The organism is Shewanella sp. 4_MG-2023 (assembly GCF_030548015.1).
GTDB lineage: Bacteria > Pseudomonadota > Gammaproteobacteria > Enterobacterales > Shewanellaceae > Shewanella.
The window spans coordinates 120,240-144,507 of the sequence record NZ_JAUORL010000008.1 but is presented as its reverse complement, the minus strand read 5'-3'; the positions used below and the strand labels follow the sequence as shown (position 1 = coordinate 144,507).

14 protein-coding genes and 1 pseudogene are annotated in these 24,268 nt (G+C 40.2%); 10 read left to right on the top strand and 5 right to left on the bottom strand.

The genetic code is table 11. From position 1 onward, the window contains the following. Window positions 1-13 precede the first annotated feature (13 nt). The 3 genes from Q4546_RS06670 to Q4546_RS19195 all read right to left on the bottom strand — a co-directional run bounded on the left by Q4546_RS06670 (window position 14) and on the right by Q4546_RS19195 (window position 6,226). Complete coding sequence (locus Q4546_RS06670) at window positions 14-3,958, bottom strand: translocation/assembly module TamB domain-containing protein (protein WP_303445943.1); 3,945 nt, start codon at window positions 3,956-3,958, stop codon at window positions 14-16. Then, window positions 3,958-5,754, bottom strand: coding sequence for an autotransporter assembly complex family protein (locus tag Q4546_RS06665; RefSeq protein ID WP_102439895.1), 1,797 nt, complete (start codon window positions 5,752-5,754; stop codon window positions 3,958-3,960). The genes Q4546_RS06670 and Q4546_RS06665 overlap by 1 nt, the downstream gene beginning before the upstream one ends. Before the next feature lie 352 nt (window positions 5,755-6,106). Then, on the bottom strand, window positions 6,107-6,226 hold the full coding sequence (locus Q4546_RS19195) for a hypothetical protein (RefSeq protein ID WP_368389880.1): 120 nt from the start codon (window positions 6,224-6,226) through the stop codon (window positions 6,107-6,109). Window positions 6,227-6,454: 228 nt separating this feature from the next. Between Q4546_RS19195 and Q4546_RS06655 the strand changes: the two genes are divergently transcribed. The 10 genes and pseudogenes from Q4546_RS06655 (at window position 6,455) to hrpA (ending at window position 20,205) form a co-directional block, all read left to right on the top strand. Next, window positions 6,455-6,601, top strand: a complete 147-nt coding sequence (locus Q4546_RS06655; protein WP_157936132.1) for a hypothetical protein — start codon at window positions 6,455-6,457, stop codon at window positions 6,599-6,601. 232 nt (window positions 6,602-6,833) lie between these two features. Next, window positions 6,834-7,874: an isoaspartyl peptidase/L-asparaginase family protein gene (locus Q4546_RS06650; protein WP_102476067.1), complete on the top strand. Its 1,041-nt coding sequence runs from the start codon at window positions 6,834-6,836 to the stop codon at window positions 7,872-7,874. Window positions 7,875-8,637: 763 nt separating this feature from the next. Continuing rightward, entirely contained in the window at window positions 8,638-9,231 is a 594-nt protein-coding gene (locus Q4546_RS06645) for a hypothetical protein (RefSeq protein WP_102439886.1), read from the top strand. 80 nt (window positions 9,232-9,311) lie between these two features. After that, entirely contained in the window at window positions 9,312-9,713 is a 402-nt protein-coding gene (locus Q4546_RS06640; RefSeq protein WP_303411290.1) for an ACT domain-containing protein, read from the top strand. 270 nt (window positions 9,714-9,983) lie between these two features. Then, window positions 9,984-10,910, top strand: coding sequence for a GGDEF domain-containing protein (locus Q4546_RS06635; protein WP_303445942.1), 927 nt, complete (start codon window positions 9,984-9,986; stop codon window positions 10,908-10,910). 395 nt (window positions 10,911-11,305) lie between these two features. Beyond that, window positions 11,306-11,551 (top strand): annotated as a pseudogene (locus Q4546_RS06630) (CBS domain-containing protein); the annotation flags it as partial. A 574-nt stretch (window positions 11,552-12,125) separates the two neighbouring features. Further along, the gene (locus Q4546_RS06625) at window positions 12,126-13,049 is read left to right on the top strand and encodes a transporter substrate-binding domain-containing protein (protein ID WP_303445940.1); all 924 of its coding nucleotides are present in this window, start codon (window positions 12,126-12,128) and stop codon (window positions 13,047-13,049) included. Between the two features lie 6 nt (window positions 13,050-13,055). Beyond that, on the top strand, window positions 13,056-15,386 hold the full coding sequence (locus Q4546_RS06620) for a bifunctional diguanylate cyclase/phosphodiesterase (protein ID WP_102439882.1): 2,331 nt from the start codon (window positions 13,056-13,058) through the stop codon (window positions 15,384-15,386). Window positions 15,387-15,832: 446 nt separating this feature from the next. Continuing rightward, on the top strand, window positions 15,833-16,249 hold the full coding sequence (locus Q4546_RS06615) for a CBS domain-containing protein (RefSeq protein ID WP_303445939.1): 417 nt from the start codon (window positions 15,833-15,835) through the stop codon (window positions 16,247-16,249). Window positions 16,250-16,329: 80 nt separating this feature from the next. Next, window positions 16,330-20,205: an ATP-dependent RNA helicase HrpA gene (gene hrpA, locus Q4546_RS06610; protein ID WP_102476070.1), complete on the top strand. Its 3,876-nt coding sequence runs from the start codon at window positions 16,330-16,332 to the stop codon at window positions 20,203-20,205. Between the two features lie 607 nt (window positions 20,206-20,812). Here hrpA and Q4546_RS06605 read toward each other — a convergent pair. Continuing rightward, window positions 20,813-21,262 (bottom strand): hypothetical protein, encoded by a 450-nt coding sequence (locus Q4546_RS06605; RefSeq protein WP_102439878.1) that lies wholly within the window; start codon window positions 21,260-21,262, stop codon window positions 20,813-20,815. Between the two features lie 806 nt (window positions 21,263-22,068). Beyond that, entirely contained in the window at window positions 22,069-24,216 is a 2,148-nt protein-coding gene (pta, locus tag Q4546_RS06600) for a phosphate acetyltransferase (protein WP_102439877.1), read from the bottom strand. Window positions 24,217-24,268 lie beyond the last annotated feature (52 nt).

Here is a 24,268-nt window from a genome sequence, read left to right as displayed (position 1 = left end):
TGGTTTGTAACGCTTAATCAATATCAAAGCTATAGTAAATATCTAAGGATTGATTTAAGTTGCCTGATACGGTTTCTAGGTAAAGCTGTGAAAAAATATAATACCTTACCGTCATTTCATAGCCGGGGTTAAAAACACCAATACCGTATTTCACCATCAAGTCTTCGCCAATATAACCGCTAATGGCAAAGCGTCCTTCATCGTTGGCATCAAGTTGTACATTAGAAAAGCCCATTTTTTCAATTAAGCCCGTCGCTGTTGAGCCAATGTTGTTCATTGCGCCGCCGCCAAACTGTGAGCCTAAGCTTAACGCCGCGCTCATCATTAAAGCATTATTTTGATCATTACCAGAGTTCGCAAAGCCTGTGCCGGTGACTATGTAGGATAGAATTTCGGCTTGCTCTTTGGCAGGGTTTGAAAACAAGGTCACTACTGGCTGCATGGCTGTGCCTGTGACTCTCACGCCTGCGGTGAGATCTTCATCTTTGATTTCTTTTACTGCTTCAATATTTAAGTTGGGTACTGAGCTTGGGCCAACAAACTGCACTTCACCAGTACTGATGGTTAGGGTTTGCCCCATAAATTTATAACTGCCATTATTCACTTTAATATCACCAAATAACAGCGGTGGTTTGAAGGCTTGTTGCTGTAGCAATAATGTTCCTTCTAACTTGCCGTTTAAGCCCATGCCATCAATGTTAAGGTTCTTGCCCACATTAATATTGAGATCGGCGACGATAGCGTAAGGGCTGACTTTTTCTTCTTGTTCTGAAATCGAGTCTTTAAATACCACATCGCTAGATATCGCTACACCACCCTCAGCTAGTTGAACTAATGTAATTTCCCCGCTAGGAATATCGACAGTGCCCGTGATCGCCAGCTGATTTTTACTAAAGTTAATTTTTACATCAGGAGTAATATCCAATATTGCGATAGGGGGCTGAATAAAGGCGAGCTTTTTACCTTTTATATCAATTTCACCATTAAAGTTACCCTCTGGCCAAGCCAACTTACCATTGATATTTGCCTGGCCTTTCCCCATGGTTAAATCGCCTGTTACATTACCTTGTTGGCCAGCGAGCTCCATTATTAAATTGATATTTTCAATCAAAGTCGGGTTGTTTGTAGTGGCAATAGCTGCTTTTGATAGTGTCATTTTGCCACCGACTTCAGGCTCATTTAAAGTGCCTAATAAGGTTAAATCAGTGGAAAACAGTCCTTGTAATGTCGCCAGCTCAGGGAAGAAGCCCTGTAAGCCAGTTAAATCTAACTCGTCAATATTGATATGCCCTGATAGCTCTCTTGAAGGCTGGGTGCTGATGTTAACTTGGCTGCTGATATCTGAGATGCTATCTGCTTGCACTGATAATTGACCCGTTAGTTGCTGCTCATCTAATGTGACATGTAAGTTAACTAAGTCGTAAATGATATCGATGCGATCATTCTCTGAGCGCTTTAATTCTAATTTGCCCTCAGATAAGGTTAAATCAACATCTGCTTGTAACTTTTCAACCTCAGACCAATTCAGTTTGGCATCAAGGCTAGAGTCACCAATCCATACCAAGCGTTCGGGTAATATTGGCTGCAGTAGGCGGCCAGGTGTGCCTTGTGCAAGAATATGAATATCCCCTTGGGTACCAAAATTTGCAGGTTCAATCAGGCACAGGCTATTGCTGGGGTGATTAATGCAAAAAGGACTGGCGCTGCCAAGTTGATTGAGTTGATCCCAAACGATCGTGATGGGCTTATCTAACTGCCAATCTCCGAGCATATTGGTTAAGGATAAGGCGTTAACTTCAGTATCAAAGCGTTGTTTATCTGCCGTGTATATATTGCTCAATTGGGTGTTAATGGCTAGCTCTCCACCCGTAGACAGTTGCAATGTTTGCTGGCCAAGATCTCCTGAGGCGATTAGCTCTACGTCAGTTAAGTCCAGTTCGCTCCAGCTAAAAGCAGTACTGGCGAGATTCACGCTAAATTGATGCTCATTTAACGGTAAGTAGTGACCCGTTAATGTCAGTCTGTCGAGCTTCATATCGGCAAAATCAAAATCGGCCACTTGGCCGTTAATATCAACGATAGGTTGTTTGGCATCGCCAGTGACATCGATTTTTGCGGTAATTGACCCTTTACTATCTGGTAGCCACTGGCTGATGTCAGGTACATCAAGTAATGCATCTACATCCCATACTGTATCTGCTTGACCATTGATAAGTAGGGTTGTGCCGAGGGCTTGTGCTTGTAGGTCTTTGGCATTGATGGCGAAGTTATTATCAAATTGTACCTGACCTTTAACGCTAAGAGGGTACTGATTTAAACTGCCGCTTAAATCACTGTCTACAATATTTACTTCCCAGCTAGTATCAGAAACCTTACCTGTGGTGGTTAATATCCCACTGATGTGGCTGCTAAGCTCGGTGAGTTCATAAAGATAATCGATTTTTTCTAGCTGTAAATCAGTGGTGTCGAGTTTGGCTTGCCAGCTAAAATCATTACCCCAATCAAGACTCGCTTGACCTGCGATATCCCCCGCATCTGAGCTAATGACAATATCTGCAATATCCACATTGGTATGTGATAGCTGCATTGCGCTATTAACTTCAAGCTGCGGGTGATAGGGGCTGAGGAATTGCCCATCAAGGACAACATGTTGTTGGTTGAAGTCACCGGTACTTGATAATGTTTTGATATCAGTGACATAGTCAGGCTTAATCAAAGGCCACTGAATTTGGGCTTTGCTTATATCAATTCGATAAGGCATTTCGGGCTTACTCAAAGTGATATTTGAGTCAAAATTAATGGTAAAGTCACCTTCAGCGGCAAGGGTAACGGCTAAATCATCAAAGCCGTTGTGTGCACTGAGTTTGATTTTTTGCTGGGTTAATTCAGGAATTTCGGCCACATTGTTAAGGCTAAAATCGGCGTTAATATTCATTGGGTAATCGTGATTTAAACGGATATCGCCTTCTAATGTTGCCTCACCGTAATCATGAGTGATGGCTAATTGCTGCACATCAATTAAGTCATCAACATAGCTGCCTGCTAAGGTTATTTTTGCGAAATCATCGGTTCTTGCTCCCAAGACCATCACGCTGTTATTACTAATCAGTTGTTCAAGGTAAATAGGGAATGACATATAAACCACTGGTAATGCTGCCATAGCCCAGTCGTCATTTACCTCAGTGGTATTGTTCGGCGCTGCAACATCATCACTGGCAAGAGGAATATCAACCAGCAAACCGTCACTATAAAGGTAATTAACTCTTAAGCCTTTGCTATTCCATAGTGCTTTGCCTTGCAAGCGGCTGGCGTTATAACGCATGTCATTTACGCTGACCTCAACTGAGTTTAAGTCTAATTCGTTAAGGCCAATAACTACAGGTAAAATCAGCGGTTCAGGTACTTCATCTTTACTTTCATTAGTTTTATCAGTGTTAGCTGGCTGATTATCTGCTAATGCAGCTTGAGTTGTTCGAGCGTTTGCAACGGTACTTTCACTAGGCACATCATCGGCAAACTCATCAGTAGCTACTCGTACCCACACGCCACTTGCGTGTAACTTATCGACACAAATTTGCTTGTTAAACAAACAGGTTGGCAGCCAAGATAAGCTTAAGTCATCAACCTCTACCGCTACGCCATCCATTGACCAGCTTGCATGGTTAAATTCGAGTTGCTTATTGATGGTGCCAGAGCGTAAGTCTAATGCGAGATTGGGCACAAATTGATTGGCTAACATCACTGACATACGTGCGCCGAAAGGCGTGCCAATGAGCACTGCTAGCAAAATTAAAATCAGCAGTGGAATATAGATAATCACTCGAGTGGTATGTTTGAAGTATTTCCATAATCGCGCCCAAAGCGTTAATGGCGGCTTTGCTGGCACTTTATCTAGTGGTGTAGCGTCATGGGCTTCATGGTCGTTATGATGCTGGGGTAGCTTGGATTTTTCTGTCATTACAAATCCGTCCCCATGGTTAAATGAATTCGCCAAGATCTATCGACCGTTTCTGTTTCTTTCAAGCCGACACCTAAATCGAATCTAATGGGCCCGATAGGAGAGATCCAGTGAACGCCGCCGCCGACGGAGGCAATAGGTTCAAATGTTTCTGTATCAAAAGCGTTACCCGCATCCACAAAGCTGGCAAGTCGCCATGTGTCAGTTAAATAAAATTGATACTCTAAACTGCCCACCATCAAATAACGACCGCCGACAACCTGACGTGACGTGCTACCGTCTTCGTTGGTGTATTCAATGAATGGCCCTAGCTCTTGGTAGCCATAACCGCGAATACTCTGATCGCCACCGGTAAAATAACGTAGCGAAGGTGATATTTGGGCGATATCGTCACTATCAGCAATGTTGGCGCCTAAGTCGAGTCGGGCTACAAAACGATGCCGATCGAAAAAGGTATCAATCCATTTAAAGTTAGCTTCAAATTTTAACAGTCGAATTTCAGAGCCTAAATTAGGGTCACCATATTGCATACTGTAAATATGACGGTAGCCCGACTTGGGGTCTAAGGTGTTATCGCCGCGAACGGTTTTGCCAATACCAAAGCCTGCAAGAAGGAATTTTGAATCGTAATCAATATTGGATTGATTATAAAGCTCTTGGCTATATTCAAGTGAATAACCAAATAGCCATTGGTCGGCTAGGGTTTGTTGTCTGATCACCCCGAGTAAACGTTTCTCTGACTCTAGCTGGCCAGTGTAATCGTAGCTTCTATCTTCTTCATTATAATCTTGGGTAACGCCATATTTATCTCGCAGTAATCCAATCTTAAATTGTAGCTGATCATCTAACGGGTGCTTTAACGGAATAGTATAGGTGGTTAAAAACTTAGGCCTGTCAGGTGACCATTCCATAGTAGTTTCTTGAGTATGGCCATAGCTGTTAATTTGCGGCATCCGCCAAGTGAGCCTGACCCTTGGCTCAATGGTTTTTTCGGCATTGGTACCAATATCGGCACCCAAACCTAATTCAAATGAGTGTGTTGGTCTTGGGCTTAAGTCAACTCTGATGGGGACATCGACGTCGGTCATGGCATCAACTTGTGGTAACACTTTGATATTACTAAAGTAGCCAGTATCGATAAGGTTGCGGTTCAATCGATTTAACCGCCGGGTTGAATAATTTGAATTGGGTTTAAACGGGATGAGTTTTTTCATGAACTCATCATTGAGAGTATGACCATGAAACTCGACGTTACCCAGTTGATAGCGTCTACCTGAGTCATAATGCAAGTGGATTTTAGCGGTATTCACATCCCGATTAACCACCACTTCAGCCCGTGAGAATTTTCCATCGAAGTAGCCTCTGGCCATAGCTAATGTAACCAGCTGATTTTTTAACTCTTGGTATACGCCGTGATCTAACACATCACCAGGTTTGATAGTTAACTGATCAAGCCAACGATTAAAGCTGTTATCTTCAATCATTTGCTCACTGAATTTAATGTCTATCCACTGAACAATGGTAGGCGCACCTTCATCGATATCGATGTTAAGTTTCCAGGGGCCCTTGGTCGCTTCTTCAACGTTAATCGATACTTTTGCGTGATAATGGCCGATGGATTCCAGCGCGGCGTTAACATTGTCTTCTACAGTAAATAAATAGGCTCTGCGTTGTACTTCAGAATCGGGGTTATTGCCTAAATGCGCTTGGATATTTTTGGTTAACCGTCCTGATGCGCCCGTTACCTTGACCGTTAACCAGTTATCTTTTGCCCAAGCGAAATTAGGTACCATCATGACAATGGCAGCAAAGGCGACAACGCAATATTGAAAAGATTTAAATAACAATTATAGGATGCTTATAAAGGCCATAAACTCATACTGTATTGTCGCTAGAATATGTGAAACAGGCAAGTTGTGGATTGAAATTAACCTTTGAAATGCATAGAAAGAATCGTCTGATTAAAGCATTAATATAAAAACCAGTCATTCCAGTGCTCGGCTTAAGATAGGTTTTGGCCATGCAAGGTCAAAGCTACCTTGATTTTACCTTAATGTTGGAGTGATTTAATCGTCCAAATAAAAAAGCAGAACTAATTACTGTTCTGCTTTGTTGTTTAGTGTTGGTGAAGCTATTAAATTAAGGTTTTTAGAGTTGTCTTAACAAAGAGAATGCTTGTTGAGTACAATCTCGAGTCACCACAAATCCCACCATGTTATCGGCGCTGTCATAGCCTTTAGCGACAATCCCTTGTGATTGAACATCAATATTCCAACGTGATACTGAGGCTGCATCAGTTTTACCACCAATTTGAATCGGGTAATTAGGGGGGGAACCTTGACCATCATATTGGGCAGTTTCACGCTAGTCACTTCACCCAATAAGGTTTTTGCTAATGCAGACGCACTGATTAAGGTCGGTTGTAAATACGCTTTTACTTGCCCTTCAAATTCAGCGCAATCCCCTAAAGCGTAAATATTAGCATTAGACGTTTGCATGAACTCGTTAACACATATGCCGCGGTTAACCTCAAGCTTGGCAAGTTATTTAGCTAATAGTGAAAAACTGACCGCGATCGCCAAACCGCTGGGCTTGAGTGCAGGTAAATTACATCGATTAATGAAGCGGCTTAATTTAAAGTAAATAATGCCTTCATTAATCTAAAACGATTTAAGGATTTCTGTGGGTTCAAAATTACCCCGTAGGGTGGAATATGGCGCATTTGTGCTGGCAGGGCTTATTATCATGGCTTCGTCACTATCACTATCTCAAAGTGATGAGTTGCAGCTTTGATTAATATTACTTTTCCCATAGAATCAATTCACTTAGAGTATAATTTAGGGCTATAACTTAGACTGTAAGCCCCTTGATAAATATGAGAATAACAATGAATAAATTAACCATGTTGTCATGTATCACCTTGCTGGTTTCGTCTTTTGGCAGTGTTGCCAATGACAAGCCGTTTGCCATTGCGATCCATGGCGGAGCAGGCACGATAAACCCCAGTAGTTTTACTCCTGAGCAAGAACAAGCCTATCGCGCTAAATTAAAAGAGGCCGTTGATACGGGTTATGTGGTGTTAGAAAAGGGCGGTTCAAGCCTTGAAGCAGTAACTCAAGCTATTAATGTTTTAGAGGATTCGCCATACTTTAATGCAGGCAAAGGGGCGGTTTATACCCACAATGAACAGCATGAAATGGACGCCTCTATTATGGATGGAAAAACCATGAATGCAGGCGCTGTATCGGGGGTTAAGCACGTTAAAAATCCCATTGATTTGGCGCGTTTGGTGATGGATAAATCAGTACATGTGATGCTCTATGGCGAAGGCGCTGAAGAGTTTGCCTTAACCCAAGGGGTGCCGCTGGTTGCCAATGAGACTTTTAATACTCAACACCGCTATGAATCATTGCAACGGGCTAAAGCTAAAATGGAGCAAGCAAAATTAGATAATAAAGACTATATCGCTTCCCATAATGCACTCGATGTCGAATTTAAAGTGGGCACAGTGGGCGCGGTAGCTCTGGATAAAAGTGGCAATATTAGTGCGGGTACATCAACAGGCGGCATGACCAATAAGCGTTATGGTCGTATTGGTGACGCACCCGTTATTGGCGCAGGCACTTATGCTGAAAACGGTGTCTGTGCAGTATCAGCAACTGGCCATGGTGAATATTTTATTCGCTACCATGTGGCTGGGGATATTTGCGCCAAAGTGAAATACCAAGGTAAATCCATTATTCAAGCTGCCGATGAAGTGATTAATCAGCGCCTTATCACTGCGGGTGGCACCGGCGGGGTTATCGCTATTGATCATCGCGGCAATATTGCCACACCATTTAATACCGAAGGTATGTACCGTGCGACCCGTAAAAAGGGTGAACAAGCCCAAGTGATGATTTGGCGAGATAAGTAAGCCCTTTAGTGCGTTTTTTAATACAAGTATTAAGCACTAGCTAAAAAGGCATCAAGTATTCACTTGGTGCCTTTTTTCTTTTAAGCCTTGTTTAAAACTGTTTAATGTGATTGTGCTTGATTATTAATCACTTGAGGCGGGCAAATATTCCCTTTATCTTAATAGGGTTATTCAAATGTTGAGCTTGTAGTGAATTGTATTAGCAAGATCAATGCTAATAGGTATTACATAAGCGTGAGTCAGCGGTAAGCGATTAAAGTTTCTATAGTGCAAATAGAAAGTGATTGATGGTAACTCGTTAGCTGTTGTTGGACTATAGTTAATAATTCTATTTTTGAAATATAATGGTCGTTGCTTTGTGTTTTTGTTGCAAAGTTTACAGCTTGTTTTGTTACTGCTTTATGGCTGTTGTACATAAGTATAAAAGTCGAGTTTATATGAGCTAAGCCTCTAAATTATCCGTGAGTTAGATACACAAAACCGTATAGTTATACTGAATTATGATTATGTACCAGCCTCAATAACAAGCTAGCTAAGCACAACACTAAACATAGGTTGTGAGACACAAGCTAAGTAAATGAATATTGAAGGTAGGCGATTAATGGGAAAGTCATTTTTCACATTGAATTTGAATGAATACACGCAAGTTGTGATTTGAAGTCAAAAGGCTACAAATACCTAAACGGCGCTGTTAGCCAGTAATGCAAAGACGATATGTAGTATTTAGGAATTTCTTTAAGATTAAGTATTATTAAGGCTAGTTATGAAAGTGGTTAAAGATGGTGTTTACGAGACGGCAAAAATGAACGTTGTGATTGAGGCTAGCTCTGTCATTAAAACATTCAAAAAGGTGAAGGATTACAAGAAGCGCTACTTCAGAGAAAAAATAGCCTTACAACGATTAATCGGGCTCGATAATTTCCCAAAACTACTTCATTTCGACGATGAAAATACCACGCTGACCATGAGTCGTTTAAAAGGTACTGCACCAGAAACCTTATCAGTGAAACAAATTATCCTGTTACGGGAAATGGTTGCCAATATGCTCGCTCAAGGTGTCGCGCGCCATGCAATGCCTGTGCGAGATTTATTAGCAGACAGTGATGAGAACCTGGGCATGGTTGATTTCGAAAGAATTACATTTCGAAGCTTTGAATGGTCGCCAATTTGGTTGATTGCCAAAAAGGTCAGTCATTACCATTTATATCGTTTAATACGAACTTATCAGCCGCAACAATTAACTGAACAAGAATATGCTTTTCTTGCAAAAACTGACACTATTCGTGATTATTTAATGAAGCTAAAACCATTAAAATTAAAACTAAAAAACATGTTTAAAAACCGCAGTAATAAGTAAGTATTAACTTGCCCCGTGATATAGCGATTTATGCCAAGCTTTAGGTTTAATAATAGCGTGTCAGCAATAGAGCGGTCATCATGTCAGGTATTACAGAATTAAATGCACTATTAAAGTCGATGGAGCCACAACTGCTGCCAGCAGAATTTGTGTTCTGTAAGGTTTCAGGTACGTTAGTTGATTATATTTCCCTTAATCCTGTCGCCACATTTTGTGAAGCAGAAGGATTAACGTTAGTGTTGGAAAAAACTGCCGCCCAACAAGCAGGTTTAGGGTTTGAAGGCTCATTTCGTCAAATAACCTTAACAGTGCATTCAAGTCTTGAAGCTGTAGGGTTAACCGCGGCGGTATCTGCCAAATTAACGGCTTATGGTATTAGTGCTAACGTCATTGCGGCTTATTATCACGATCATATCTTTGTTCCATCAGCTAAGGCCGAGTTGGCTCTTTTAGCCTTAAAAGAGTTTAGTGCAGTCACTTAAAGCAATTCTATCAACTTGCTTTAAGTGAGTTGGCCATCGCTACTATATTTAACTTAGCGTAGTATTAAACTGCCTTGATACGATTCAACAAACTGCAGCTAAAGTTGCAATTCCTAATCTAGGTGTTAATGTTATTTTTAAATCTTTGATTGGTATGGATCATAGCTTGAATTGTGATAATTCGAGCTTTGTTTAAAATGGATAAAGGCTGAGAAGACATCTTGCTTCGACGTTTTATAGCTTATATTTAACTAAAGGATTAAGCTAATAATGATAGGTAAACACAATAAAATGTCAGGGAATGACTATTTTCTTTTCTTTTTAGAAAGCAGCTCAGATTTTATTTATTTTAAAGACAGTGATTTTCGATTTACCTATGCCAGCAGACCTTTTCTGGATCTTCTGCAAATAAAAAACCTTGAAGATATTATCGGAAAATCAGACTTTGATCTTTTTGATGAGGAGCATGCCGCTCATTATCGACAGGTTGATAAAGACATATTAGCGGGTAAAGTTATTGATTCATTGCAAGAAACTTATTTTGATCAACATGGGAAGCTGTGCTGGATAAGCACCAGCAAAACCCCGATTTTTAATGATTCTAACGAAATAATAGGCATGTTTGGGATTAGCCGAGATATCACCCGAATAAAAGAATTAGAAGCGGAAACAACCAAGCTTGCCCAAACTGATAATTTAACCGGATTATGCAACCGTAACAGCTTTTTACAGCAGTCAAGATATACACTCAACCTTGCTCAGCGTAGCGGGAGCCATGCTTATTTATTCTTTATTGATGTAGATAGGTTTAAAGGCATTAATGACACCTATGGTCACCCATGTGGCGATGCTATTTTAAAAGAGATAGCGAGTCGCTTACAGCTTTCATGTCGAAAATCAGATTGTATTGCACGATATGGCGGTGATGAATTTTTAATATTGGTGACCGAAAATGATAGTTTAGGCATCCAAACTTTAGCTCGCAAAATTCATGAACTCAACAGTGAAACAATTACATACGAACAAACTACTTTTAATCTGTCATGCAGTATTGGGGTAGCCAAATTCCCAACAGATGCAGAAAATGCAGAAGGTTTAATAAAAGTTGCAGATGATTTGATGTATGAAGCTAAGAAATTAGGAAAAAATCGAACAGTGTTTTCACCTCAAATCGTCTTTACTTCAAATGATAACTAATGGGACGGTAAAGTCATTGGCTAGTCCTACCTTGTGCCTTGCTGGGTTAATGTGGCAAAAATGCAACGCAGTAATTAAAGTCGCTGTGATTTTTATATGAAGTCTCTATATCAGCAATTCATGCTATGACTGTTATAGCCTGCCATCGCTTAACTCAGCGCTTAATTGACCTGATCCATTAACTGCTCCATGCTATTGCCAATTAATTTAAAAGCCCTATTACAGCAATCTAATTATTCAATCTGCTGATGTTGTTAAATTTGATTACACTAAATAAGTGAACCGACAAATAGCAGTCACTGACGATCTCATTTTAGCCTGTTGAATTTAATGAATTAAGCTTCAGTGGTTCGGTCAAGCGTAAGCGCATAAAAACGATTTAAGGGGTAAATATTATGGATTCAATAAAAATATCTGATTATATGGATCGACAACCCGTACTTTTAAAAGCCGATATGTCACTGGCTACAGCTGTGGAGCATTTATTAAGCAACAAAAAAGCGGGCGCCGCCGTTATTGATAATAGCGGCGCATTGGTAGGCTTTTTATCTCAGCAAGATTGTATGTCGGTAATGCTTAAAAGTAGTTATCACTGCGATATGACAGAAACTGTGAAAGATTGCATGCAAACAGAGGTACTAACCGCATCGCCCGATGTCGTGACTCTACCCTCAACGAAAATGTTGCTCGGACATGTTGTAACGTCGATGAGTTCAGCTCACATTTATGTAAGCGGGGCATGTTAAATTCTAAACATCGACCCTAAACTCTAAACATTAGCTGAGATAGGTAATGGATTAGATTAAAGCAAGAACAATTAAGTACAGCTTTGGCTAGCCTCGAGCATAATCATCGAGCTTTCCATTTCGGGAAGCAAAGCCCTTTATAATGATGTGCTAATCAAATCTCTGATAAATTTTATTTTGAATATCTTGTATTAGCTTTTTATCTCCTGTCTGTATACATCCTAAGTAACCTTCTGTTTTTAAGTTATTTAATTAATTTTAAATGAGCCTAAATTAATATTTTTTGTCAAGAAAGCATGAAGCTAAAATAAGTTTTTGTTACTCCGGGAACAGAAAATAATTGACTGATGAACCATAATGTCATTTGAAGTGACATTGTTATCAAAGATAACAAGATGAATATCGTCTATATTGATGTGGTGAGTATCTATTTGTATTAAGTGGGTAGTTTAAATTAGTTGGAAGTAAAATGTTAAATAAAAGAAGCCATATAAACTTATTAAATACATTATGGTTGTTTTGTATTGTTATTTTTAGTCCTCAGTCTCTTGCGTATGATCTTCAAGAGGTTAAGGAATCAGGGGTGCTCAGGCATATTGGCGTTCCCTATGCAAACTTTGTCATTCAATACCCACAAAACGAGAAAACAGTCCTAACAGGTCTCGATGTGGAGCTTATGCAAGGCTTTGCAGAATATTTAGATGTTGAATATCAATTTGTTGAAGCATCTTGGAGCAACCTAATTGGTAAAATTAATGGCCAAAATGCAATCTTTGTAGACAAAAATATTCAGTTAGGATCAAAAGAAGCAATACAAGGCGATGTTATTTCTAATGGATATACCATTCTTGATTGGAGGACTCAACTTGTCGATTTTTCCGAAGTGTATTTTCCATCGGCAGTATGGCTAGTCGCGCGGACAGATTCTAGCTTACAGCCAATTAAGCCTAGTGGTTCGATTACTACTGATATTCAAACGGTAAAATCAAAGCTTTTGGGAAGAGATGTTTTGGCAATGAAGCAATCTTGCTTAGATCCAGATTTATATAATATGGCGCAAACAGGGGCCAATATTATCTTGCCAGTAAAGGCGCGCAAGCTAAATGAAATGGTTCCCGCTATTCTAAATCAAGATGCTGAAAGTACCTTGCTTGATGTACCAGATACACTGATTGCACTGCAAAAGTGGTCGGGCGAAATAAAAGTCATTGGCCCAATATCTGAAGAGCAGCGTATGGCTGTCGCATTCCGTAAAAATTCACCTGAATTACGAAAAGCATTTAATACTTATTTTAAAACAACATTAGTTAACGGCAGTTACATAAAGTTAGTAAAAAAATATTATCCCGATGTCTTCTATTTTTATCCTCAATTTTTTGAAACGTTAGATTAATAGCTGATGAAAGTGATAAAGTTTTTTAGTACTAAAAGTATCATCATAATTGGTGCCGCTATTCTGATTGCGTATCTTGGGTTAATTCTTACTGTCACTCATTTTGGGCAGAGTAAACTCCAAAAATCTCAGGTTAACGTATTGCAGCTTGAGGTCAGTCAATATGTAAAAACCATTGAGTTTATTCTTTCAGTGAGTCAACAATATGTCATTGATTTAGAAGATGACAAAACGGTTAGTACTTTTTTTGCTAATCTCCATTCCGGTATGTCTATGGAGTATGGGCTTGGTTCAAGTTTAACTAATTTACAAAGGCAGTTAGGTTCTTTTGTTGTAAATAGTCAATTAGATGAGCATAAAATATTCAATCGTGTGGTGTTAATTGATTTGTCTGGCAATGCAATCGCAGATACTCATACTGATTTATTTTTTGATAAGGCGAACATTTCAAAGGAAAAAAGCCTAGAACAACAAAGTGAGATTTTTGTAGTAGAAGGTTCCAACGGATTAAAAATACAGTTACATAAAACCGTTTTTCATCAAAGAAAACCTGTTGGAGTATTTGTTGCTGACCTTAATTTACACTTGGTCATCAATCAACTTAAATTACAAAATACTGCTGACCGTCATAGTCGTTTGCAGCTGACAGCCCCTAATGGTAAATCATTACTCATCTGGGACTCTATTTCATCTGACAATAAAAATAATCTCACTTTAAAGCCTGAATTAGCCAATAACATTGCAATTGATAATGAAATTGCAGGTGTTGATTTGTATTTAGAGAGTTGGTTTGAACCTATTTTTGATCAAGATATTCTTACTTCTTCTAATTTCACTTTAATCCTTTCTTTTCTTGCTATCCCCTTGTTATTTGGTCTTTATTACTTATTGAAAATTGATAAGAGTAATACCATTTTACGCACTCAAATTAATGTTTCGGTTGAAGAGCAAGATAAATTAAGTCAGCAAAATGTTTTGTTAGAACGTGAAATAAAAAGGCGTAAACAGTCGGAAAGTCAACTCGCTTATCAAGCAACCCATGACGAACTTACCGGCTTGGTAAATAGGAATGTTAGTCATACATACTTAAGTCAAACTATTCAGCAATCACAAATAAACAACACTGAAATATTAGTCATGTTTATTGATTTAGATAACTTTAAGAAAATTAATGACACACTAGGCCATGCAGCTGGAGACGATATCCTTAAAATGGCAAGTCGTCGCCTACTTGATACCGTGTATGAAACGGATATGGTTGCCCGGTTGGGAGGTGATGAATTTTTACTCATTGCTCAGTCTCAAATGAATATAGGTAGAGCAACAGATCTGGCAACTAAAATTCTTAGTATTTTTGATGAACCATTTATCGTAAATGACTTTGAATTTTTTATAACGGCGAGCATTGGCATGTCTATGTATCCAATGGATGGATATGACCCTGAAACATTGCTGAAAAATGCAGATATGGCCTTGTATCGTGTGAAAGACTCTGGCCGGAATGACTTTAGTTTTTATGACTCAAGTTTAAATGAGTCTTTACAGCAGAGTGTTTTATTAGACAAGCGTTTACGCTTAGCCATTAACAATAATGACATTGAGATGTACTATCAACCGATTATTGAGCTAAAAAGTGGCAAAATTGTCGCAGCAGAAGCCCTTATGCGATGGCATGATAACGAGTTAGGCTTTGTTGCACCTGATATATTTATACCGTTGGCAGAAAAAAACGGTTTGATCCATCAACTTGGTGAATTGGCACTTTTGCAAGCTTGCTATAATACGGCAGAATGGCAAGAAATTACCCCAATAAATATAGCGGTTAATTTTTCTAGTGTGCAATTTAGGTATTGTAATGCTCTCCTCGAAAAAATTGAAACAGCCTTAAATGAGAGTCAACTCCCTGCAGATAAATTGACCATTGAAATTACAGAAAGTCTCTTGATCGATCATAATAAAGACTTACTTAATATGCTTAATAAGGTTGATAAACTTGGCATCGGTCTGTCTATTGATGATTTTGGTGTGGGGTATTCATCATTAAGTTACTTACAAAAATTTCCATTTTCAAAACTTAAAATAGACAAAGCATTTATGGATGGTTTGCAAACGAATGCAGCTAATCGGTCATTAGTGACAGCAATATTCGCAATGGCAAATGCACTAAATTTAAAAGTGATCGCTGAGGGAATAGAAGAGCCATATCAAGCGAAATATTTAGCCGATATGAAATGTGAATTTGGTCAAGGGTATCTGTTTAGTAAAGCGGTAACCGCTGATGAATTTAAACAGTTATTACTTAAAGATAAACAACACCCTTTAGGCTTGGTCATTTAACCAACGGATTATACATGGCTTACATAGTCATTTTATATGATTCAGCTAGACCCTTTCTAACTCCTATTGAATCTAGTCGTCATTCAGTGGTTTAGCGATTATCCATTTGCGATTATCCATTTGCGACTATCCATTTGCGATTAACTGGCCAAAGGGGATAGCGAATCAAAGTGACCAAACGTGTCTATCTAAATATGAGTTTTAACTAACTTCTCAAGCGGACAAAACGTAAACTAAACTCCCCCATGTATTCACAAACACAAATTCCTGTTACCGCAATCGACTTATTCAATCTGCTGATGTTGTTAAATTTGACTACACTAAATAAGTGAACCGACAAATAGCAGTCACTGACGATCTCATTTTAGCCTGTTGAATTTAATGAATTAAGCTTCAGTGGTTCGGTCAAGCGTAAGCGCATAAAAACGATTTAAGGGGTAAATATTATGGATTCAATAAAAATATCTGATTATATGGATCGACAACCCGTACTGTTAAAAGCCGATATGTCACTGGCTACAGCTGTGGAGCATTTATTAAGCAACAAAAAAGCGGGCGCCGCCGTTATTGATAATAGCGGCGCATTGGTAGGCTTTTTATCTCAGCAAGATTGTATGTCGGTAATGCTTAAAAGTAGTTATCACTGCGATATGACAGAAACTGTGAAAGATTGCATGCAAACAGAGGTACTAACCGCATCGCCCGATGGCAGTATTTTACAACTTGCAGAGCAAATGCTGGGGGCGAAACCTAAAATTTATCCGGTAGTAGAAGGCGGTAAAGTGATTGGCACCATTAACCGAACCAATGTACTGAGTGCGATGAATGTTTATATGCAACAGTGTTATTTAACCCCTGCTTAAAGGGAATGACGTAAACTAATACCATTCAGTCTAGTTCCTTGCTAGGATCGCATTTTTGCCATACTTGCTAGGAATTAGATTTGAATTCAGATCAACACCCGCTCTCTAAAGCATACCTAAACTCATGTTATCAAACCGATGCGGCTAAAATTCGTCGTCGGTTGTTTCAGTTAAAAAAAGAGCCGCAATCTGAAAAGAAAGATCAACTCCTGGCTAAGTTATCAGAGCAAGCCGTTAAAGCGTTTGATAAAGCCCAATATAGGCTTAATAACATTCCTAAAGTGAGTTACCCTGACTCGCTACCTGTATCGCAAAAACGTCATGATATTGCCTCTGCCATTGCCAATAACCAGGTGGTGATAGTGGCGGGTGAAACCGGCTCAGGTAAAACCACTCAGTTACCAAAAATTTGTTTAGAGTTAGGCCTTGGTACCCGTGGCTTAATTGGTCATACCCAGCCAAGACGATTAGCCGCAAGAAGTGTGGCAAATCGCGTCGCTGAAGAGATAAACAGCCCGCTAGGCGAGGTTGTTGGCTTTAAAGTCCGTTTTGCTGATGCCATTAGTCCAGATAGTTACATCAAGCTAATGACCGACGGTATTTTATTAGCGGAATTGACCTCTGATAAGTTCTTGAATCAATACGATGCCATCATCATTGATGAAGCTCATGAGCGTAGCCTCAATATCGATTTCATTTTAGGCTACTTAAAACAAGTGCTTAAAAAGCGTCCTGATTTAAAAGTTATTATTACCTCAGCAACCATTGATGTTGAGCGCTTCTCGAAGCATTTCAATCAAGCCCCTGTCATTGAAGTATCTGGACGTACTTTCCCGGTTGAGACTCGCTACAGGCCATTAGTCCGTGATACCGATGCAGACCTAGATGTCAGTGACGGTATTTTTTCTGCTGTTGATGAGTTAATGGCAGAAGGCCCTGGTGATATCTTGATTTTCATGAACGGTGAGCGAGAAATTCGTGATACCACCGAAATGCTGCGTAAGCAAAACTATCGCGATACAGAAGTGCTGCCGCTATATGCGCGTTTATCCTATGGCGAGCAATCAAAAGTCTTTAAAAGTCATGTAGGCCGCAGAATTGTATTGGCAACCAATGTCGCTGAAACATCATTAACGGTACCTGGGATTCGCTATGTTATTGATCCCGGCACAGCGCGTATTAGCCGCTACAGTTACCGCACTAAGGTGCAGCGTTTACCTATTGAACCAATATCACAAGCCAGTGCTAATCAGCGCCAAGGTCGTTGTGGTCGTGTTGCGGCGGGTATTTGTATTCGTTTATACGATGAAATGGATTTTATGCAGCGTCCGGAATTTACCGACCCTGAAATCCTGCGTACTAACTTAGCATCGGTTATTTTGCAGATGTTAGCCATTGGTTTAGGCGATATCGCTGGATTCCCGTTTATTCAGCCGCCAGAAGAGAAACACATCCGTGATGGTTTCTTATTGCTTGAAGAGCTACAGGCGGTTAAAAAGCAGCGCAAAGATCTGGTGCTGACAAACTTGGGTCGAAATCTCGCTAAAATCCCGTTAGATCCTCGCTTAGCCCGTATGGTGCTTGAAGCAAAAGATATGAATTGTCTACATGAAGTGATGGTTATTGCTGCTGGTTTGTCGATTCAAGACCCACGCGAAAGACCCATAGATAAGAAGCAAGCGGCGGACGAGTGTCACAAACGTTATACCGATAAAGACTCTGACTTTGCCAGTTGGGTTAATTTGTGGAATTACATTAAAGATCAAAAAAACGAGTTATCGGCAAGCCAATTTAGAAAGCAGTGCCGTGAAGAATATTTAGCCTATTTACGGGTACGTGAATGGCAAGATTTATACACCCAGCTTAAACAAGCCGTGCATGACTTAAAGTGGCGTTTAAATGATACCCCTGCAAGTTATGACAACCTGCATAAAGCCTTATTGTCAGGTTTGTTGAGTCATATTGGTTTTAAAGATGCCAATAACGAGTACCTTGGTGCCCGTAACCGTAAGTTTTTTGTGTTCCCGGGGTCACCACTGGCTAAAAAAGGCCCTAAGTGGATCATGGCAGCAGAGCTAACTGAAACCTCGCGTTTATTTGCTCGCTGCTGCGCCAAAATTCAGCCTGAATGGTTAGAGCCTCTTGCTGCGCATTTGATTAAGAAAAATCATATCGAGCCGCACTTTGAAGCCAAACCCGCCAGTGTTATCGCTTTTGAAAACCAAGTGCTTTACGGCTTAACCGTGGTTAATCGCCGCCGAGTGCAATATGGCCCGATAGAACCTGTGGAAGCGCGGGAGATATTTATTCGCAGCGCATTAGCAGAAGGGCAGTTACAAACCAAAGAACCGTTTTTTGTTAAAAACCAGCAGCTACTTAATGATATTGAATCCCTAGAGCACAAATCACGTCGCCGCGATATTTTAGTTGATGAACAAGTGCTGGTGGATTTTTACGAACCGATAATTCCGCAAGGGATTTATAACGCGCCACTATTTTTTAAATGGTGGAAAGAAGCCCGTAAAGCCTCACCTGAGTTACTTGATTTTAACCAAGAGCTGTTAATGCAGCGCAGTGCTGACCATGTTTCAGCATTGGATTTTCCTGAGATTTGGCATAAAGCCAACTTGGGCTTAAAAGTGAGTTATCACTTTGAGCCCGCGGCGGTTGATGATGGCGTGTCTATTCATATTCCTGTGGCGTTAATTAACCAAATTGATACTGCAGACTTTGATTGGTTAGTGCCGGGGTTACGCGAAGAAAAAGTAGTGGCGCTGATTAAATCATTACCTAAAACCCTGCGTCGTAATTTTGTCCCCGCACCTGATTATGGCCGAGCTTGTGTACAAGCGATGGAGCCGTTTGCAATGCCAATGCTTGATTCTATGTGCAAACAGTTATTAAGAATGACAGGGACCCGTATTAGCGCTGATGATTTTGATTTAAGCCAGTTAAGCGCGCATCTGACAATGAATTTTAAAATTGAAGATGATAAACATCGCTTGGTAGATCAAGGTAAAGATCTCGATGCCTTGAAAGATAAACTGCAAGGTGTGGTGGCTAAAGCCATTCGCAATGTCGCTGAAGATGGCATTGAAAAGAAAGATATTACTACTTGGTCATTTGGCGACTTACCTAAGCAATATCAAAAACGCAGGGGCAACTATGAAGTTAAAGCATATCCAGCGCTAATTGACGAGAAAAGTCAGGTGTCGATTAAACTGTTTGATGATGAATTTGAGGCAGAGCGACATCATAGAGCAGGTTTAAGACGCTTATTGCTGATTAACATTCCGTCACCGGTTAAGCATTTACAAAAAGCATTGCCTAACAAAGCCAAGCTTGCGATGTATTTTAATCCGTTTGGACAAGTACAGTTGTTAATTGACGATATAATTTCGGCATCAGTGCAGCAACTACTTGATGAAAAACAATTAGATGTGCGCAATGAACAGCAATTTGAGCAAGCTAAAGATTGGGTTAGACAAGAGCTTAATGGCTATGCTGAACAAATCTCACTGCAAGTGGAGCAAGTGCTGACTATCTATCAACGCATCAAAAAACGCTTAAAAGGCAAGATCAGCTTAGATATTGCCTTTGCGATGAGTGACATCAACAACCAGCTTGATAAGTTAGTGTTTAGAGGTTTTGTTGAGCATTGCGGTTGGAAACGGCTCGCTGATGTCGGCCGTTACCTTAAAGCGATAGAGAATCGCCTTGAAAAGCTGCCTGTTGACCCAACCCGTGATCGCTTACATATGGTGAGCATTAGTAAACTTCAGGACTTACTTTCAGCGCAATTAGCCAAGGTACCTAAAACTCAACCAGTGCCAGAAGCACTGCTTGAAGCCCGCTGGATGATAGAAGAATACCGAGTGTCTTGCTTTGCGCAGGTACTTGGTACAGCTTATCCTATTTCTGAAAAACGGGTCGTCATGCATATAAAGCAGGCATGATGGGTGACTAATCCTGTTTGTTAAGTTTAAATACCAATAAAAACGCGTAATTTACGCGTTTTTTTATGGGTAAATTTTGCGCCGCCGCGAGTGACAAGTGTTTAAATGCCCTGACAGTGAAATCTGTTGTTGAAGTTAAAATTCTAACAATTTAATGCTAATTCGTGATCTTTTATGAAAGACTTTCAGTTTTAGGAGCGTAAAAATCGTATATAAACGAATATCTTGTATATTGAACATACGATTTGGTAAGTTTTTCGTAATTATTGGTATCATTAAAAGTGTTGGCTTGCTACAATTAGCCTTAAGAAGACCGATGGTTGCGCTTCTCTGTATTGGTAAATGTCACCCCTAATTATAGACATGCCATGCACCTTACAAACGACCTAAGATTGATAGGAGTTATTATGGAAGTTCATGAATATGATAATGCTTATTACCAAGTAAAAGACGATGTTTTAGAGTCGTTACCTACTGAAGAAGAATAAGCGGATCGAACTAATAGTATTAGCTCTTTCACAAGCATAAAAAAAGCAGCCTCAGCTGCTTTTTTTATGCTTAAAATTGGCGAGTCGAGCTAGCTTAACTCACGTTGGCTAAAGACCGCTTACAGGTCAATGCGGCCCTTTTCAGTTATTACGCCAGTGATGGTCCAACGGTTACCGTTTTTAATGAGTTTAATGGTACGGTCATCAACCCAAGGGTTGCCGCCTTTTAAGCCTTCCATTTTAACTTTTACATCAACTTCATCGGTAAATTTGCGGAAAAAGTCGATATTGATATCGTCAACACTCATATTAACCTCTGTCATGGACAGCCCCAACACATGGCGCTGTACTGCTGAGGCAATATGGTAATGGGAGATGATATCTTTTAATTCTTGATTGACATAAATCATGGCTTGATTGATATCTCTATCAACATAAATAGCATTAAAGAATCCCAATGATACTTCTTCAGGGGAGAGTGGTTTTTCTAATCGGCCTTGAGGGTTTTGTTCAGAAGGACTGCAGGCACTTAAAAGTAATAAACAGATAATAACAACGATTTTATGCATGATGAGTTGATAAGGTAAAATAAGATGATTGAGTATCGCTATTTAAAGGCTCAGACACAAGAATAACGCAAATATTCCAGAAAATATTAAATAGATCTTGACTGAAAAACTCAGCCGTGGCATATCTTAGTAACTCAATACTTCGACTGCTATGTATAACTTCATGTTATCCACAAAATCTGTGGACAACTATGTTGAAGACTATATTCTGCCTGCGTAACGTCATGAAAATTAACAGTTATCAATGCTGGTTAAAAAATAACATCATAATTTCCCCCTCGAATCTTTTTACTTTTCACTTGCTTTTTTATCATTTTATCCTTGCATTTGGGTAATAAATCCTTTTAGGTCGTTGAAAATTCAACCCTTGTTTAATGCTGAAACCCTATGCAGATTCATGTCATAAATGCAGTGTGAATAGCGGCGTTCTTGCTGGGGATATTTAGTGGCTTACAGACCACAACAGATTTTTATTACTCGATGACGTATGACGTGCATGGATGAGCAATTTACTGATAATGGCATAGGGTTTTTACCATAGAAGGTTACTGAGGTATTTTTAAGGTGGTAGCGGTTAATGGCAGGGTATTTTAAGTAGGGGAAGTGAGAGTAGCAAGTTGTAAAGTCGCCTGCTTGTTAGCTTAAATTTTGGTTTTACAGCCTAATGACAGGGCTGTCATTGTTCAGCCTTTGTAATTACGGCTTAGTTTTAAATGAATTTGGCCCCAAAAAAAAGCACTAGCGTTAGACGTTAGTGCTTTTCGGCTTAAAACTTAGCGCAGCTTACATCGCGCTACTTAAAGTCATTAAGCTTGTTCGTTTTGTTTAGCTTGAATCGCAGTCAATGCGATGGTGTAAACAATATCATCGACCAATGCGCCGCGTGATAAATCGTTTACTGGTTTGCGCATACCTTGCAGCATTGGACCAATACTGATCAGATCAGCACTACGCTGTACCGCTTTGTAAGTCGTATTACCAGTATTTAAGTCTGGGAATACGAATACCGTCGCTTTACCAGCTACAGGGCTGTTAGGCGCTTTAGAACGGGCCACATTTTCCATCACTGCCGCATCATATTGTAATGGACCGTCAATGACTAAGTCAGGGCGTTTTTCTTTCGCGATACGGGTTGCTTCACGTACTTTATCAACATCAGAACCGGTACCTGAAGTACCCGTTGAGTAGCTGATCATCGCAACGCGCGGCTCAATACCAAATGCAGCAGCAGATTCAGCTGATTGAATGGCAATATCTGCTAATTGATCAGGGTTTGGATCTGGGTTAATCGCACAGTCACCATAAACAAGTACTTGATCAGGCATCAACATAAAGAAGATAGATGACACTAAGCTTGAGCCTGGCGCTGTTTTAATTAACTGCAGCGGTGGGCGAATGGTATTGGCAGTGGTATTTACTGCGCCTGAAACGATACCGTCAACTTCATCTTGCGCCAGCATCATGGTGCCTAACACCATGTTATCTTCTAACTGCTCTTTAGCGACAACTTCAGTAAGGCCTTTGTGACGACGTAAATCAAGCATACCTTCTACATAGCGCTCACGTGCTTGCAGTGGATCGATGATTTGTACGCCTTCACCTAAAACCACATCTTGTGATGCAGCAATACGTTGAATTTCTTCTGCATTACCTAAAAGTACACAACGGGCAATGCCACGTTCAGCACAAATAGCGGCAGCTTTAATGGTTCTTGGCTCTTCACCTTCAGGCAGGACAATGGTCTTTTTCGCAGCGCGAGCAAGTTCAGTTAACTTGTATCTAAATGCTGGTGGCGATAAACGATGTTCTCTTGGCGAGTTTTCAGTAACGCTTTCAATCCAGCTTTGATCAATATGACTGGCAACATATTCTTGAACGTAGTCAATACGTACAGCGTCATCAACCGGTACTTCATGGTCAAAACGTTGAATATTGAGCGATGTCTGCCATGTGTTACTGTCTACAAGGAATACCGGTAAACCGGTATCAAAGGCACGTTCACACAATGCCATGACTTCTGGTTCAGGCTCGTAACCACCAGTCAGTAATAACGCACCAATTTTCACGCCGTTCATGGCGGCAAGACAGGCTGCGACAATCACGTCAGAGCGATCCCCTGAGGTGACCAATAATGAGTCGGTGCGCATATGAGTAACCATGTTTGGAATACTACGGGCACAGAAGGTCACTTTACGTAAACGACGGGTGTTCATTTCACCGGCATTGATGATTTTGGCATGTAAATGCTTGGCTAAATCAGATGCACGTGGAGACACTAAGTCCAGGTTATATGGCACGCTACCTAAAATGCGTAATGGGCTTTTACCTGGCAGTTGGAACATCGCTGATGAATCAGCTTTGTTAATGTCGGTGTGATCAAATATCTCTGATAAGTCAGGACGTGTTGCGCCTTCTTCATCAACAGGTGCACCAATTTTATTGATGATAGAACCAATAAGACGTTTGTTTTTAACGCCGCCCCAAGAGTTATAAGCGATTTCTAAGCGGTTCATTAGACCGTTAGGTGAATCGTTACCCGGAGTCGCGATGAAAATGATATCCGCATCTAATGCTTTAGCAATTTCAAAGTTAATGTCATCTGAGAAAGGGTGGTTACGCGTTGGCACTAAACCTTCAATAACGATGGTCTCAGTGTTTGATGCACATTCACTCGCGCGAGCAATGATTTGCTCCATGAGTACATCAATTTGCTCTGCACGGATCAGGTTCTCAGCATGTTCCATTGAAAATGGCTCAAGCGGGTTAACCGTTGGAGAGTGACTTAAAATGGTGGTTGAACGTTCAGGGCCGGTATCGCCGTTACGGATTTGCGCGATAGGCTTGAAAAATTGAACTTTAACACCTTTGCGCTCTAAGGCACGTACCATCCCAAGGCTTAATGAGGTTAAACCTACACCTGTGCCGATTGGAATTAACATGATATTACGAGACATAAAAACCTCTAATATAAATTGAACAAAGCCTGTTTAATAACAGGCTTTAAAA

Coding starts and splice junctions, on each gene's coding strand:
- Q4546_RS06650 (WP_102476067.1), top strand. CDS start 6,834: ATGAGAATAACAATGAATAAATTAACCATGTTGTCATGTATCACCTTG.
- Q4546_RS06640 (WP_303411290.1), top strand. CDS start 9,312: ATGTCAGGTATTACAGAATTAAATGCACTATTAAAGTCGATGGAGCCA.
- Q4546_RS06655 (WP_157936132.1), top strand. CDS start 6,455: ATGAACTCGTTAACACATATGCCGCGGTTAACCTCAAGCTTGGCAAGT.
- Q4546_RS06670 (WP_303445943.1), bottom strand. CDS start 3,958: ATGACAGAAAAATCCAAGCTACCCCAGCATCATAACGACCATGAAGCC.
- Q4546_RS06605 (WP_102439878.1), bottom strand. CDS start 21,262: ATGCATAAAATCGTTGTTATTATCTGTTTATTACTTTTAAGTGCCTGC.
- Q4546_RS06645 (WP_102439886.1), top strand. CDS start 8,638: ATGAAAGTGGTTAAAGATGGTGTTTACGAGACGGCAAAAATGAACGTT.
- Q4546_RS06665 (WP_102439895.1), bottom strand. CDS start 5,754: ATGATGGTACCTAATTTCGCTTGGGCAAAAGATAACTGGTTAACGGTC.
- Q4546_RS06635 (WP_303445942.1), top strand. CDS start 9,984: ATGATAGGTAAACACAATAAAATGTCAGGGAATGACTATTTTCTTTTC.
- Q4546_RS06615 (WP_303445939.1), top strand. CDS start 15,833: ATGGATTCAATAAAAATATCTGATTATATGGATCGACAACCCGTACTG.
- Q4546_RS06625 (WP_303445940.1), top strand. CDS start 12,126: ATGTTAAATAAAAGAAGCCATATAAACTTATTAAATACATTATGGTTG.
- Q4546_RS06620 (WP_102439882.1), top strand. CDS start 13,056: ATGAAAGTGATAAAGTTTTTTAGTACTAAAAGTATCATCATAATTGGT.
- pta (WP_102439877.1), bottom strand. CDS start 24,216: ATGTCTCGTAATATCATGTTAATTCCAATCGGCACAGGTGTAGGTTTA.